This window comes from Methylobacterium trifolii (genome assembly GCF_022179685.1).
Classification (GTDB): Bacteria; Pseudomonadota; Alphaproteobacteria; order Rhizobiales; family Beijerinckiaceae; genus Methylobacterium; species Methylobacterium trifolii.
In genome coordinates this window covers 1-14092 of record NZ_BPRB01000048.1, presented here as the reverse complement: position 1 = coordinate 14092, position 14092 = coordinate 1, and the positions used below count along the sequence as shown (strand labels likewise).

12 protein-coding genes, 1 tRNA gene and 1 pseudogene are annotated in these 14092 nt (G+C 69.4%); 8 read left to right on the top strand and 6 right to left on the bottom strand.

Annotated elements, in window-relative coordinates; all coding sequences use genetic code 11:
* From COGEMETH_RS04050 to COGEMETH_RS04025, 6 genes are all read right to left on the bottom strand, one after another.
* The coding region (locus tag COGEMETH_RS04050) for a Na/Pi symporter (protein ID WP_238181325.1) at positions 1-376 on the bottom strand (376 nt) is incomplete at its 3' end.
* The gene (locus COGEMETH_RS04045) at positions 373-2097 is read right to left on the bottom strand and encodes a putative 2-aminoethylphosphonate ABC transporter permease subunit (RefSeq protein ID WP_238181324.1); all 1725 of its coding nucleotides are present in this window, start codon (positions 2095-2097) and stop codon (positions 373-375) included. The genes COGEMETH_RS04050 and COGEMETH_RS04045, both read right to left, overlap by 4 nt.
* Before the next feature lie 8 nt (positions 2098-2105).
* A complete protein-coding gene (locus COGEMETH_RS04040; RefSeq protein ID WP_238181323.1) occupies positions 2106-3203 on the bottom strand; it encodes a putative 2-aminoethylphosphonate ABC transporter ATP-binding protein in 1098 nt (365 codons plus the stop codon).
* Between the two features lie 58 nt (positions 3204-3261).
* Positions 3262-4275: a putative 2-aminoethylphosphonate ABC transporter substrate-binding protein gene (locus COGEMETH_RS04035; RefSeq protein ID WP_238181322.1), complete on the bottom strand. Its 1014-nt coding sequence runs from the start codon at positions 4273-4275 to the stop codon at positions 3262-3264.
* 253 nt (positions 4276-4528) lie between these two features.
* Positions 4529-5356: a phosphonoacetaldehyde hydrolase gene (gene phnX, locus COGEMETH_RS04030; RefSeq protein WP_238181321.1), complete on the bottom strand. Its 828-nt coding sequence runs from the start codon at positions 5354-5356 to the stop codon at positions 4529-4531.
* A gap of 26 nt (positions 5357-5382) precedes the next feature.
* Positions 5383-6492 carry a 2-aminoethylphosphonate--pyruvate transaminase gene (locus COGEMETH_RS04025; RefSeq protein ID WP_238181320.1) on the bottom strand — a complete coding sequence of 370 codons (1110 nt, stop codon included), beginning with the start codon at positions 6490-6492 and terminating at the stop codon, positions 5383-5385.
* A gap of 149 nt (positions 6493-6641) precedes the next feature.
* Between COGEMETH_RS04025 and COGEMETH_RS04020 the strand changes: the two genes are divergently transcribed.
* The 8 genes and pseudogenes from COGEMETH_RS04020 to COGEMETH_RS03985 all read left to right on the top strand — a co-directional run.
* On the top strand, positions 6642-7520 hold the full coding sequence (locus COGEMETH_RS04020) for a LysR substrate-binding domain-containing protein (RefSeq protein ID WP_238181319.1): 879 nt from the start codon (positions 6642-6644) through the stop codon (positions 7518-7520).
* Positions 7517-8335 (top strand): DeoR/GlpR family DNA-binding transcription regulator, encoded by an 819-nt coding sequence (locus tag COGEMETH_RS04015; protein WP_238181318.1) that lies wholly within the window; start codon positions 7517-7519, stop codon positions 8333-8335. Before COGEMETH_RS04020 ends, COGEMETH_RS04015 begins: the two co-directional genes overlap by 4 nt.
* Before the next feature lie 116 nt (positions 8336-8451).
* On the top strand, positions 8452-9309 hold the full coding sequence (locus tag COGEMETH_RS04010; protein ID WP_238181317.1) for an EamA family transporter: 858 nt from the start codon (positions 8452-8454) through the stop codon (positions 9307-9309).
* 418 nt (positions 9310-9727) lie between these two features.
* Positions 9728-9804, top strand: a tRNA-Arg gene (locus tag COGEMETH_RS04005).
* A 357-nt stretch (positions 9805-10161) separates the two neighbouring features.
* Positions 10162-11328, top strand: coding sequence for an FtsW/RodA/SpoVE family cell cycle protein (locus COGEMETH_RS04000; protein ID WP_238181316.1), 1167 nt, complete (start codon positions 10162-10164; stop codon positions 11326-11328).
* Entirely contained in the window at positions 11325-12434 is a 1110-nt protein-coding gene (gene murG / locus COGEMETH_RS03995) for an undecaprenyldiphospho-muramoylpentapeptide beta-N-acetylglucosaminyltransferase (protein ID WP_238181315.1), read from the top strand. Before COGEMETH_RS04000 ends, murG begins: the two co-directional genes overlap by 4 nt.
* A 55-nt stretch (positions 12435-12489) precedes the next feature.
* Positions 12490-13896, top strand: a complete 1407-nt coding sequence (gene murC, locus COGEMETH_RS03990) for a UDP-N-acetylmuramate--L-alanine ligase (protein ID WP_238181314.1) — start codon at positions 12490-12492, stop codon at positions 13894-13896.
* Positions 13897-13963: 67 nt separating this feature from the next.
* Positions 13964-14092: pseudogene (locus COGEMETH_RS03985) on the top strand (UDP-N-acetylmuramate dehydrogenase); the annotation flags it as partial.

The window sequence follows — 14092 nt, the reverse complement described above, 5'->3', positions numbered from 1 at the left end:
AGGCCCGGCGGAAGGCGACCGCTCCGACGAGCACGAGCACGGGCGCCACCATCGCGACGTCGAACGACAGGACCTTGACGATGAGCGCCGTGCCGATGTTGGCCCCCAGCATCACGGCCAGGGCCGGCATCAGCTCGACCAGCCCCCCGGCGGCGAAGGCCGTGGCCATCAGCCCGGTCGCGGTGCTGCTCTGCAGCAGCATGGTGACGCCGAGGCCGGCGAGCAGCGCCTTGACCGGGTGGTCGAGGCTGGCGCCCAGCACGCGGTGCAGGTCGCCGCCGAAGGCGCGCTGCACCCCGGTGCGGATCATGTGGATGCCCCAGAGCAGCAGCGCGACCCAGCCCGCGAGGTCGAGGAGCAGCACCGTTCCGGTCATGCCGAGACCTCGCGACGCCGCCAGGCCTGCGCCCGGGCGATGACGAAGCGATGGACGAGGGCGAGGAGGAGGCGCGCGGCGAGCGCGGTGGCCATGATCACGCTGGCCATCGCGGCGGCCGTCGCCGTGGTGCCCGCCTCGTCCATGTGGACGATGGCGATGGCCGCCAACTTGGTGTCGGGTCCGTAGAGGAAGATCACGGCCGAGACCGTGGTCATCGCGTTGACGAAGAGGTAGACGGCGAGTTCGAGCACGGTCGGCATGCAGATCGGCAGGCTGACCCGCCGGAACGTCTGCCAGAACGGGACCTTGAGCGAGGCCGAGACCGATTCGAACTCCGGATCGATCTGCTTGAGAGCCGTCGTCGCGGTGACGTGGGCCACGGTGTAGTAATGCGCCAGCGTGTTGATCGCGAGCAGCGCCAGCGTTCCGTAGAGGACGTTGAGCGGGTTCCAGGGCGCGTTGAAGAAGAACACGTAGCCCAGGCCCAGCACCAGGCCAGGCACCGCCAGCGGCAGCATGGCGAGGAGCTGGGCGAAGGCGCGGCCCGTGGGGAAAAGCTTGAGCTTCTCGATCAGGTAGGCGCCGCAGAACACGACCACCGTGCCGATGCCGGCCACCGACAGGGCCATGACCAGCGAATTCCAGTAGGGCCCCCAGCCGTCGGCATCGGCCGCCGCGAAGTCGTAGTGGTCGAGGGTCAAGGACAGGTTGTAGGGCCAATAGCGGATGAACGAGGCCCAGACCGCGACGCCGTAGGTGGCGACGACGACACCGGTCACCAGGCCGGCATAGGCGAGCGACAGGCGGTCGCGGACCGGGTTGGGCTTGGCCTCGTAGGGAACGGAGCGGGCCGAGAGCAGCGAGGATTGCCGCCGCTGGATCAGCCGGTCGACGGCGAAGGCGAGCACGGCCGGCACCAGCATCAGCAGGCCGACCACCGCCCCCATGGGGAAGTTCTGCTGGCCGACCACCTGGCGGTAGGCGTCGGTGGCGAGGACGGAATACTGGCCGCCGATCACCTTCGGGATGCCGAAATCGGTCACCACCAGGGTGAAGACCACGAAGGCCGCGCTGACGAGACCGTAGCGGGCGCCGGGCAACGTCACGGTGACGAAGGTGCGCAGCCGGCCGGTGCCCATCGCCGCGGCGGCCTCGTAGAGGCGCCCGTCGGAAAGGCCCAGCGCGGTGACGAGGATGATCAGGGCATGCGGAAAACTGTACAGGCATTCGGCGATGGTGATGCCGATGGGCCCGTAGACCGTCCGGCCGAACAGCATCCCGCGCAGGAACCCCTGGTTGCCGAGGATGTAGGTGAGCGCGATGCCCGAGAGCAGAGACGGCGCGAACAGGGGCAGCAGCGCCAGCGCCAGCAGCACGCCCTTGAACCGCATTGCTGTGCGGGTCAGCGCGTAGGCATACCCGAAGGCCAGCGGCACCACGATCGCGACCGTGGTCGTGGCGACGGTGAGGCTGTTGAGCAGCGCGTCGACCAGGGTCGGGGTCGAGAAGTACGTGCGGAAGTTGTCGAGGCCGGCAAGGCCGCCCGCGGGCGTTTCCAGGCTTTTGATCAGCAGCGTTCCGAGCGGAAGGGCGATGATCAGCACCAGCAGCAGGCAGAGTCCGGCGACGAGGACGGTCCCGACCAGGTTCTCCGGCAGGGCGCGGCTCCGCGCCGGAACGGCCTCCGGCAATGCCGCGGCGACGATGGTCCGGGCCATGACCGGCTTCACGGGCGCGAAGCCACCGGAAAGGCCCGGAGGGCTGCCGGCGGCAGGGAGACGTAGAGGTACTGGCCTTCGGCGATGGCGAGGTCGCCGTGGAGGTTGGCCGAGAGGTCGGCGACGAGCGAGCCGCCGAGGTCGCGGCTCGGCTCCAGCCGCGCGCGGTAGAACGAACCGAGGAACTCGAGGCTGCGCACCCGCACCTCGATGGCGTTGACGTCGGTGGCCCGCACGTTGCCGACCCGGATCTCCTCGGGGCGGAAGCCGAGGCGCACCGGGCTGTCGGGGATGAAGCCCCGGCCGTCCTCGCAGACGAGGTCGACGCTGCCGACCCGGATCTGGCACGGGCCTCCGACGGTGGCGTCGAGGAAGGTCATGGCCCCGATGAAGTCGGCCACGAACGCCGAGGCCGGCTGGCGATAGATGTCCTCGGGCGTGCCGACCTGCTCGATCCTGCCGCGGTTCATCACCACGACCCGGTCGGCCATGGCGAGCGCCTCCTCCTGATCGTGCGTGACCATGATCGTGGTGATGCCGAGCCGCTTCTGCAGCAGCCGGATCTCCTCGCGCAGACGGGTCCTGACCTTCGCGTCGAGCGCCGAGAGGGGCTCGTCGAGGAGCAGCAGCGACGGCGATGTGGCCAGTGCCCTGGCCAGCGCCACCCGCTGCTGCTGCCCGCCCGAGAGCTGGACGGGATACTTGCCCCGCTGGTCGGGCAGGCCGACGAGCGCCAGCAGCTCCGCGACGCGGGCGGCGACCCGCGCTTTCGGCATCCGGCGGTTGACGAGGCCGTAGGCGACGTTGTCCCCGACCGTGAGGTTCGGGAACAGGGCATAGGACTGGAACACGATGCCGAAATCGCGTTCTGCGGGCGGGGCCGACGAGACGTCGCGGGAACCGATCTCGATCCGCCCCTCGTCCTGCCGGTCGAGGCCGGCGATCAGCCTGAGCACGGTGGTCTTGCCGCAGCCCGAGGGGCCGAGGAAGCAGACGAACTCGCCCCGCCCGATCTCCAGATCGATCCGGTCCAGGGCCGTGAAGGCTCCGTAGCGCTTCGACAGGCCATCGACCTTCAGGAACGGCGTCACGTCACCGACTGTCATGGCGTCCACCCTCGGAGGCTGGGGTCGTGTGCGAACCGGAACGGTCTCCCGTCCGCCCTCACTTCTTGGCGGCTTTGGCCTCGTAGCGGCGCGACCATTCGGCCAGGACGCGCTCGCGGTTGTCGGCCATCCATCCGAGGTCGTTCTTGATCATCGCCGCCTCGGCATTGGCGGGGTAGTTCGCCGGCATGGTGGCGACGCCGGGATAGGCGACCACGGCGTAACTCCTTGCGTAGAGTTCGTTGGCCGACTTGGTGGCCCCCCAGTCGGCGACCTTGCGGGCGAGTTCCAGCTGCTTGGTCGTCGCGACGATGGCGTAGGCCTCCTCGTCCCAGCCGGTGCCGTCGGACGGTACGACGACGGCGAGCGGTGCGCCCTTGGTCTTCTCGGCGGCGCCGCGCATGTCGAGCGAGAGACCTGCGGTGCGCTCGCCGCGGGCCGCCTGCACGCACGGGGCGGAGCCCGAGTGCAGGTAGGCGGCGATGTTGTCGTGGAGCTTGTCCATGAAGGCCCAGCCGGCCTCCTCGCCCATGCCCTGGAGCCAGCCCGCCACCAGCAGGTAGCCGGTGCCCGAGGAGGTCGGGTGGGGCATCACGATCTTGCCCTTCAGGGCGGGCACCAGCAGGTCGGCCCAGCGCACGGGCGTCTTCACGCCGTCCTTCTCCGCCTCCGCGACGTTGAAGCAGACGACGCCGATCGAGGCGTCGGTGCCGGTCCAGCTGTAGGGCCCGAAGGAGTCGCGGAAGGCCGGCTTCAGCGCGGCCACGCCCTTCGGCTCGTAGACGGCGAGCAGCCCCTGCTTCTCGAACATCAGCAGGCTGGAGGCGGCCAGCCCCAGCACCATGTCGGCGCGGGGATTGTCCTTCTCGGCCAGGAACCGGGCGGTGATGACGCCCGTCGAATCGCGCACCCAGACCACCTCGACCTCGGGGACCGCCCGCTCGATTCCCGCCTTGAACGGCCCGAGCTGGTCGTTCTCCAGGGCGGTGTAGATCGTGAGCTTGGTGCGCTCGGCGGCCTCGGCCGCGACGGGCGTCGCGAGTGCGAGAATCAGGAGGGCGAGGGCTTTCATGGACGGTACTCCGGTCTGCTGTCGTCGCAACGGTCTTAATGCCCAATCCATGACATTAGAAAGACGAAGCATCTTTCGATCAAGTCCATGCTTTTCGCAATTATTGCCTGTTTATTGCTCATTGATCGTGAGTTTCGGTCGTTTGTTCAAGAAAAATAGGAAAAACCCACGACATATTGTCGTAGGTTATCCACGAATACTTCGACCGACATGCGCTCAGGATGCGGTGTGGTTGCGCCGAGGCGCTCCTCCCTCAACAGGATTGCGGCATGCGCCCGGCGGCGAGCAGGCCGTTGATGTCGTCGACGACGCCCGGCAGGTCGACGATGGTGTCTATCAGGAAGTGCGGCTTCGAATCGGCGAACATCGCGCCGATCCGCGTCCGCTCCGCCGCGAGGCGTTCGGCCGGCAGGGCCCGGAACGCCTCGTGAGTCAGGCCCAGCGCGTTTCCCGAGCAGGTCAGGGCGACCGTCCACATCCCGGCCTTGCGCCCCTCCAGAATGCCCGGAACCGTATCGTCGACCTTCACGCAGGCGGCCACGTCGTCGATGCCGAGCGCGATCACGTTGGCGAGCGCCTGGGCCGGCCACGGGCGGCCGTTCGGGACCTCGTCCGTGGCCACGACATGGTCGGCGACGTAGCCGTTGGTGGCGGCGAGCGCGACCACCCGCTCCATCACGCGCGCCGGGTAGCCCGAGCACGAACCGATCTTGAGTCCCTTAGTCCGAAGTGTCGCGATGGCGTCCAGGGCTCCGGGTATCACCGCGGAATGATCAGCGATCTTCTCGATCTGGAGCGGCATGAAGCGCTCGTAGATCGCGGTAACGTCATCGTCGCTGGCCTTGCGCCCGCGGGCGGCGGCGTAGCGCGCGGCGATCTCGGGCTGGTTCAGGAGCGTGCGGATATGGTCCCACTTGCCCATGCCCATCGGCCCGCGCGCCTCGGGCAAGCTGACCTCGACGCCGAACTCGGCGAAGGCCTCGACGAAGATCTGGGTCGGCGCGAAGGAGCCGAAATCGACGACGGTGCCGGCCCAATCGAGGATCGCGGCCTGGAGCTTCTTGGGAGGCGTGTAGGACATGGCGGGTCTCGCGTGCCGGAGTTCGATCAGAGCGTCGTGATGGATAGCGCGCGGAAGGCGTCGGCAACGGCCTCGACCGCGCGTTCCATGTCGGCCGATTCGACGTGGCCGATGCAGCCCACGCGAAAGGTCTCCACCTGGGTCAGCTTGCCGGGATAGAGGATGAACCCGCGCTCGCGGACCGCTGCGTAGAAGTCGGCGAAGCGGTACTTGGGATCTGCCGGCGCGTGGAAGGTGACGATGATCGGCGCCTGGATCCGCGCTGGCAGGAAGCTCCTCAGTCCGAGCCGTTCCATGCCGCGGATCAGTACCTCGCAGTTCCGGGCATATTTGGCGTGTCGTGCGGGCAGGCCGCCCTCGTCCTCGTATTGCAGCAGGGCTTCGTGGAGCGCGGCGACGACGTGTGTCGGCGGCGTGAAGCGCCATTGCCCCGTGCGCCGCATGTAGACGTGCTGGTCGTGGAGATCGAGCGCCAGGGACGGCGAGTTGCCCTCCGCCTTCGCCAGGGCGTCGGCTTTCGCGATCACGAAACCCATGCCGGGTACGCCTTCGAGGCATTTGCCCGAGGCCGCGATCAGCGCCTCGAACGGCACCGTACCCGCATCGATCGGAAGCGCTCCGAAGGAACTCATCGCGTCGACGATCAAGCCGCGGCCGTGGCGCGCCACCACGGCGGCGATCTCGGGCAGCGGATTGAGGATGCCCGTGCTGGTCTCGCAATGGATCAGGCCGACATGGGTGATGGCGCGGTCCGCCGCGAGCAGGCCGTCCACGGCCTCGGGCGTCGTGGGGACGTCGTCGGCGGTCTCGTAGACCGTGTGGTCGTGGCCCATCGCGGCGCAGATCTTCGCCAGCCGCTTGCCGTAGGCGCCGTTGACGAGAACAAGCACCTTGCCGTCGCGCGGGACGAAGGTGCCGATCGCCGCCTCGACCGCGAACGTGCCGCTGCCCTGGAGCGGCACGCAGACATGGCTGCCGGTGCCGTTGGCGATCGCCAGAAGGCGCCCGCAGACGCTGGCGGTGAGCGCGTTGAAGCCGTCGTCCCAGGAGCCCCAATCGGTCAGCATCGCCGACCGCGTCCGCTGCGAGGTCGTGAGCGGACCGGGCGTCAGGAGGATGGGCGTGGCTGATGTCATCGTCGTCCTGCTCGATCCGACTCGGGAAGCTTCGAGGGGCGGGCGCTTCGGGGTGCGTGAAACTTGCCATTCGGCGACCCATCAGATCAAATCGTTTGTCGTGATGCTTGGCATCAGTCTTGCCGATGACACGCCGACGAGGGGGCGCCGTGAACCTGTTCCAGCTCCGGGCCTTCGATGCGGTCTCGCGCGAGGGCAGCTTCACCCGTGCGGCGCGGCGGCTCTGCATCAGCCAGCCGGCGGTGACGGGGCACATCAAGGCCCTTGAGGAGCGCTACGACCTCGTCCTGTTCCGGCGCACGGCCCGCAGTGCCGAACTGACCCCGCAAGGCAGAGCGCTGGCCGACCTGACCGGCCCGCTGTTCGGTCTCGTCGAGCAGGCCGAGGATCTGCTGGAAGCCAACCGGACCTTGGTCTCAGGCCGGATCGAGATCGCGGTGGACAGCCCTCACATCGTGATGCCGCTCCTCGCGCGGCTGCAGGCGCGTCACCCCGGCATCGTCGTCGGGTTGATCCTGGGCAATGCCGCCGAGACTCGCGAGGCGTTGCTGGCGGAGCGCGCGAGCGTCGCGATGCTGACCGACGCCGAGATCCACCCCGACCTGCACCTGGAAGAGATCGCGGTCTCGCGCATCTGCGCGGTGGTAAATCACGCTCACCCGCTGGCGGGTCGCGAGATGCTCCATCTTCGCGATCTCGACGGTGCCGCGATGGTCCTGCGGGAGCCGAGCTCCGTGACTCGAAAGACCTTCGATCGCGCGTGCCGGAAACACGGCATCGTCCCCGCCGTGCTGATGGAACTCGACAGCCGGGAGGCCGTGATCGAGGCCGCCGCCGTGGGCATCGGTATCGGCATCGTCTCGTCGCTGGAATGCGGCAGCGATGCGCGGATCGCGACGATTCCGATCACAGGTCCGGACCTCACCAATCGCCACGCCATCGCCTGCCTCGCACGGCGGCGGAACCTGCGCCTGATCCGGGCGGTGTTCGGGCTGGCCACCGAGGCTGACGCGCGGGACTCCGAATGACGAGCCAGGAACTCCGGAAGCCGGAACCCCGTGCCCTCGCCGCCCGCCGCCAGGACGAGATCCTCGCGCGACTCGGCCGGGATGGCAGCATCAGCGTCGAGGCGATGGCGGCGCGATTCGCCGTCTCGCGCGAGACCATCCGGCGCGACCTCAAGGTATTGGCGGAGCGCGGGCGCCTCGCCATCGTCCACGGCGGAGCGACCCGGCGTGCCGACGAGCCGGCACTCGCCCTGCGGGAGCGCGACAACCCGAACGGCAAGGCGGCGATCGGCCGGGCCGCGGCACGCCTCGTCGAGGACGGAATGGTCGTGGTGCTCGATTCCGGCTCGACGACGCTGGCGGTGGCCAGCGCCCTCGCCGGCATCGATCCGCAGTTCGACCGGCCGGTGCCGAAAGGGCTGACGGTCTGCACCAACAGCCTGCCGGCGGGCCTCCTGCTATGCCGGATCGCGGGAATCCGGGTCCACCTCCTCGGCGGCGAGATCGAACGCTCGGACGAGGCCGCCTTCGGCACGGAGGCGATCGCGGCCTTGGCGCGCTTCCGTGCCGACATCGCCTTCGTCGGCGCCGGCGGAATCTCGGCGGACGGCGAGATCACCGACTTCGCACCGATTCCGACCGAACTGCGCATCCGCATGCTGGCGACGGCCGCGCGTGGCTACGTCGTCGCCGACCGCACGAAGTTCGGTCGCCTCACACCGATCCGCCTCGCCCCGATTCCGCCGGGGAGCGGCCTGATCGTCGATGCCGAGCCGCCCGCGGCGATGGCGGATGGCCTCAGCCGTCGCGGCATGACGGTGCTCTTTGCGGCCTGATGTGGTTTTATGTGGTTTTGTGCTGTCGTTTGTAGCGGCCTTGCGCTAGATGGCGACGGCCGTGCGGCGTCCCGATCCCGCGCGAGCACCGGACGACGCGCAGGACTTTCGCCATCATGAACGCCACGGGCATGAGCCTCCCGGTCTTCGCCGCCGTGCTCGCCGCGGCCTGCATGCATGCCGGCTGGAACGCGGCGGCCAAGCTGCGCCTCGAACCGATCCTGACGATGGCGCTGATCTCGGCCTCGGCCGGGCTGTTCGCCCTTCCCGCGCTGATCTGGTTCGACGTGCCGGTCGCGGCATCCTGGCCCTGGCTCGCCGGCTCGATCGTCCTTCATCTCGGCTACTACGTGGCCCTGGCCGAGGCCTACCGTCACGCGGATATGGGACAGGTCTACCCGATCGCCCGGGGCGGCGCGCCGCTGCTCACGGGCCTCGCCTCGCTGCTGGTGTTGCACGAGGCGGTCGCGCCGCTGGCGGTACTCGGCATCGCGATCCTGTGTGCCGGCGTGACGTTGATGGCGTTCGCCAAGGGGGGGAAAAAGCCCTTGAGCCGGGCCGGTCTCGGCTTCTCGGCGCTGACCGCCCTGCTGATCTGCGGCTACACCCTGGTGGACGGGCTCGGCGCCCGAGCCGCCGGCGACCCGCACGCCTACGCCGCGGCGCTCTTCGTGGTCGACGCCGTTCCGCTGCCGCTTTTTGTCCTGTGGACCCGCGGGACCGGCGTCCTGCGCCTGGCGCGGGGCCTTGCGCTGCCGGGCCTCGGCGGTGGCCTCCTGGCGCTCGGCTCCTACTGGATCGCGATCTGGGCGATGACGGTGGCGCCGATTGCCCTCGTCGCCGCGACCCGTGAGACCAGCGTGCTGTTCGCGACGCTCATCGCGGTCGTGTTCCTCAAGGAACCCCTGGTCGCCACCCGGGCCGTCGCGGCGCTGATCATCGTTGCCGGCATCACGACCTTGCGCCTTGGCTGACGGACCCGGTATTCCGGCCTCAGGTATCGACCCCGGACGAACCAGATGCGTCCCCGGGCCTGCACGCGGAGGAACAGCCCCTTGCAGGCGCGGTCGCCCTGTTCCCACGGCGGGTTACCCGGAGGCGGTGCGCAACAGCGCGAACGACGGCGACGCCGAGGCCCTCGCCTTGAACCATGGGCGTGAAGGGCGGCGACCGACGTCGTGATGGCGTCCGCCCGAGCTGCCCGGAGAGGCACGATTCGGACGGCCGCAGGAGAGTGCGCATGAACAGGCGGCGATCCGGGAACCTCGGACGACGGTCGACCGGATGCGCTTCGGACTGCCTTCCGCCCAAGGGATTTAGGTCGCTGTCCGGTGACGGATGGGAGCGTTATCGACTTCGCAAAAAGGGCCTGCTAGACGAGATTCCGCATCAGACTCCGTAGCTCAGCTGGATAGAGCAGCCGCCTTCTAAGCGGCAGGTCGTTGGTTCGAGCCCAACCGGGGTCGCCACAAAAACCTCTTTTCAACCAAGGCGGTCGGCCCGTTCCGGCTCTTCGTTGGAACGGCCCGGCGTCCGGATCGAAGCGAGACCGGACAGGGCGACCGGGCCCCGCCAGGGACGGATCGTCCCGAGACGATGTCCGGTGCCTGACCCTTCGACATCGAACCGCAGGCGGCACCGGCGGCGCCTTCGCGCCTACTTCAAGTTCCAGATCCCGGAAGGGAAGCATGGGACGGATGCCGCCGCCGATCATCGCGGATCGCGCTCGACGTGGAGCGGGATAAGGAAGCGTTCACCATTCCGGCACAGGATCGTCCGGACCGTCGCGCTGCCTTTCGCGACCGCACACAGGTCCTCGCACGCCCATGATGTCCCGCGCGGAACGCACGCCCCTGACGGACTGGTGGTGGACGGTCGATCGCGGCCTGCTGGCGGCGCTGGCCGCGCTGATGGTCGCCGGTCTTGTCTTCCTGATGGGTGGCGGTCCGCCGGTCGCCGAGCGTATCGGCCTGCCGACCTTCTACTTCCTCAACCGGCAGGCGATGTACCTGGCGCCCACGGTTCTGATGATCTGCGCGGTCTCGTTCCTCTCCTTGCGCGGCATCCGCCGGCTGGCGTTGGGCACCTGGATCGTCGGCGTCGTCCTCTGTCTGCTCGCCGGAAAGTTCGGCCCGGAGATCAAGGGCGCGCACCGCTGGATACAGTTCGGCTCCTTCGGCCTCCAGCCCTCGGAATTCGTCAAGCCCGCCTTCGTGATCGTGGCCGCCTGGGCCTTCTCGGAGGGCGCGCAGCGGCGCGACATGCCGGGCGGCTTCCTGGCGATCCTGCTCCTGCCCGTCACCATCGTGCCCCTGCTGCTCCAGCCGGATTTCGGCCAGACCATGCTGATCACCCTGGTCTGGTGCGCCCTGTTCTTCGTGGCCGGCCTGCACCTGATCTGGGTCGCGGTGCTCGGCGTGCTCGGGCTCGTCGGCGTATTCGCCGCCTACACCTTCTTCCACCACGTGCGCGAGCGCTTCAACCGCTTCCTCGACAAGGATTCCGGCGACAGCTTCCAGACCTTCTGGTCGCAGGAATCCTTCCGCTCGGGCGGCTGGTTCGGCACCGGGCCGGGGGAGGGGGTGGCCAAGCGCCACCTGCCGGATGCACATACCGACTTCATCTTCTCCGTCACCGGCGAGGAGTTCGGCGTGCTGGTCTGCCTCTGCCTCGTGGCCCTGTTCGCCTACATCGTCCTGCGCGGCCTCAAGCTCGCGCGGCGCACCGACGACACCTTCTCGCGGCTCGCCATCACCGGCCTCATCACCCTGTTCGGCCTCCAGGCCTGCATCAACATGGCGGTCAACACCCAGCTCATGCCCGCCAAGGGCATGACGCTGCCCTTCGTCTCCTACGGCGGGTCGTCGCTGATCTCCCTGGCGCTGGGCATGGGCTTCCTGGTGGCACTCACCCGCAAGCGCCCGCGCACCACCATGCTGAGCCAGAAGCCGCCGGGCACGGCCCCGGCCACCGTCGCCGGGGTGATGCGGTGACGGTCTTCACGCCCACCATCCTGCTCTGCGCGGGCGGCACCGGCGGGCACCTGTTCCCGGCCGAGAGCCTGGCCCATGTCCTGCGCGCCCGCGGCATCCGGGTGGTGCTCGCCACCGATGCGCGGGTCGATTCCATCGCGGGCGATTTCCCGGCCTCCGAGATCGTCACGATCACCTCCGCCACCCCGTCCGGCCGCTCGGCGCTGCGGCGGGCGGGCGCGGTGCTGACCCTGGGGCGCGGCTTCGGCGCGGCGGCGCGGGCGATCCGCCGGATCAACCCGGCGGCCATCGTCGGCTTCGGCGGCTACCCGACCGTGCCGCCCGTGCTCGCCGGCCAGCTTCTGCGGGTGCCGACGATCCTGCACGAGCAGAACGCGGTGATGGGCCGGGCCAACGCCTTCCTCGCCCGCGGCGCGCGCACCATCGCCACCGGCTTCAAGACCGTGCGCGGCATCCCCGACAAGGCCGGCGCGCCGCGCATCCACACCGGCAACCCCCTCCGTCCCGCAGTGATCGAGGCGGCCGGGACCGCCTACCCGGCGCTCGGCCCGGAGGACAGCCTACGCCTCCTCGTCTTCGGCGGCAGCCAAGGCGCCAAGGTGATGGGCGAGGTCGTGCCCAGGGCGATCGCGCAGCTTCCGGCGGACCTGCGCGCCCGCCTGCACCTCGTGCAGCAGGTCCGGCCCGAAGACCTCACCGCGGTCCAGAACGACTACCTCGCCATGGGTCTCGCAGGGATCGAGGCGGCGCCGTTCTTCAAGGACCTGCCGGCCAGGATGGCGATGAGCCACCTCGTGGTCGCGCGCTCGGGCGCCTCGACGGTCTCGGAACTCGCCGCCATCGGCCGGCCCTCGATCCTGGTGCCGCTGCCCGGGGCCCTCGACCAGGACCAAGCCGCCAACGCGGCGACGCTGGCGGCCATCGGCGCGGCGCTGGCCCTGCCGCAGGCCCAGTTCACCCCCGACCGGCTCACGGCCGAGCTCGTCGAACTGTTCGAAAAGCCCGAAAAATTGACCGCGGCGGCCGAGGCCGCCAAAAGCGCGGGCATACACGACGCCGCCGAGCGGCTCGCCACGGTCGTCACCGACACGGCCGCCCGCACCTGATTCTTTCGGGATACCGCCTCGGCGGGTCCCGCGACCGACGAGAACGGTTCCTCCCATGAAGCTGCCCGACAAGCTCGGCCCCATCCATTTCATCGGCATCGGCGGCATCGGCATGTCCGGCATCGCCGAGGTGATGCACAACCTCGGCTACACGGTGCAGGGCTCCGACGCCTCCGACAACGCCAACGTGCGCCGCCTCGCAGACAAGGGCATGAAGACCTTCGTCGGCCACGCGGCCGAGAACGTCGAGGAGGCGGCCCTCGTCGTGGTCTCCACCGCGATCCGGCGCGACAATCCGGAGCTGTCGGCCGCCCGCGAGCGCCGCCTGCCGGTGGTGCGCCGGGCCGAGATGCTGGCCGAGCTGATGCGCTTCAAGTCCTGCGTGGCCATCGCCGGCACCCACGGCAAGACCACCACGACGTCGTTGGTCGCCACCCTGTTGGATGCCGGCAACATGGACCCCACCGTCATCAACGGCGGCATCATCAACGCCTACGGCACCAACGCCCGCATGGGCGAGGGCGAGTGGATGGTGGTGGAGGCCGACGAGTCGGACGGCACCTTCCTCAAGCTGCCGGCCGACGTCGCCATCGTCACCAACATCGACCCGGAGCACCTCGACCATTTCGGCTCGTTCGAGGCGGTCAAGGAGGCCTTCCGGCGTTTCATCGACAACATCCCGTTCTACGGCTTCGCGGTGATGTGCATCGACCACCCGATCGTGCAGGACCTCGTCGGCCACATCGAGGACCGGCGGATCATCACCTACGGCGAGAACCCGCAGGCCGACGTGCGCCTCCTCGACGTGGACCTGCGCGGGGGCATGAGCCGCTTCCGGGTGATGATCCGCGACCGCCGCCCCGGCCTGCGGCTGGAGATGGAGGACCTCGTCCTGCCCATGCCCGGCAAGCACAACGCCCTGAACGCCACCGCGGCCCTCGCCGTGGCGCACGAACTCGGCGTGCCGGCCGAGGCGATCCGCCGGGCGCTGGCCGGCTTCGGCGGCGTCAAGCGCCGCTTCACCAAGACGGGCGAGTGGAACGGGGCCCAGATCTTCGACGATTACGGGCACCATCCGGTGGAGATCAAGGCGGTGCTCAAGGCCGCCCGCGCCTCCACGGAGCACGGCGTCATCGCGATCGTCCAGCCGCACCGCTACTCGCGCCTGCAATCCCTGTTCGACGATTTCTGCACCTGCTTCAACGATGCCGACACGGTGATCGTCGCCCCCGTCTACGCGGCGGGCGAGGCGCCGATCGAGGGCATCGACCGCGACGGGCTGGTCGCTGGCCTGCGCTCGCGCGGGCACCGGGACGCGCAGGCCCTGGAGTATCCGGACGACCTCGCCGGCATGGTGGCGGGGCTTGCCAAGCCCGGCGACTACGTCGTGTGCCTGGGAGCCGGCAACATCACCCAATGGGCCTACGCGCTGCCGGGCGAGCTGGCTGCGCTGAAGGGGTGAGGGGGATGCCGCGCGTTCGAGCCGACTGGGGTTGGCGCGATGCGGGCGGCAGCTTAGGCACGAGAGCATGACCGTCTTCCCCGACATCACGCCCGCGATCCGCGCCGCCGCCCCCGGCCTGCGCGGCCGGCTGCTGGCGAACCCGTCGCTTGCCGACCTCACCTGGTTCCGCGTCGGCGGCCCGGCCCAGGCCCTG

What these genes read in the sequence shown, in the direction of transcription:
- murC (WP_238181314.1), top strand. Translation starts at nt 12,490, where the DNA reads ATGAAGCTGCCCGACAAGCTCGGCCCCATCCATTTCATCGGCATCGGC.
- COGEMETH_RS04040 (WP_238181323.1), bottom strand. Translation starts at nt 3,203, where the DNA reads ATGACAGTCGGTGACGTGACGCCGTTCCTGAAGGTCGATGGCCTGTCG.
- COGEMETH_RS04025 (WP_238181320.1), bottom strand. Translation starts at nt 6,492, where the DNA reads ATGACATCAGCCACGCCCATCCTCCTGACGCCCGGTCCGCTCACGACC.
- COGEMETH_RS04000 (WP_238181316.1), top strand. Translation starts at nt 10,162, where the DNA reads ATGATGTCCCGCGCGGAACGCACGCCCCTGACGGACTGGTGGTGGACG.
- COGEMETH_RS04045 (WP_238181324.1), bottom strand. Translation starts at nt 2,097, where the DNA reads ATGGCCCGGACCATCGTCGCCGCGGCATTGCCGGAGGCCGTTCCGGCG.
- COGEMETH_RS04035 (WP_238181322.1), bottom strand. Translation starts at nt 4,275, where the DNA reads ATGAAAGCCCTCGCCCTCCTGATTCTCGCACTCGCGACGCCCGTCGCG.
- COGEMETH_RS04010 (WP_238181317.1), top strand. Translation starts at nt 8,452, where the DNA reads ATGAACGCCACGGGCATGAGCCTCCCGGTCTTCGCCGCCGTGCTCGCC.
- phnX (WP_238181321.1), bottom strand. Translation starts at nt 5,356, where the DNA reads ATGTCCTACACGCCTCCCAAGAAGCTCCAGGCCGCGATCCTCGATTGG.
- COGEMETH_RS04015 (WP_238181318.1), top strand. Translation starts at nt 7,517, where the DNA reads ATGACGAGCCAGGAACTCCGGAAGCCGGAACCCCGTGCCCTCGCCGCC.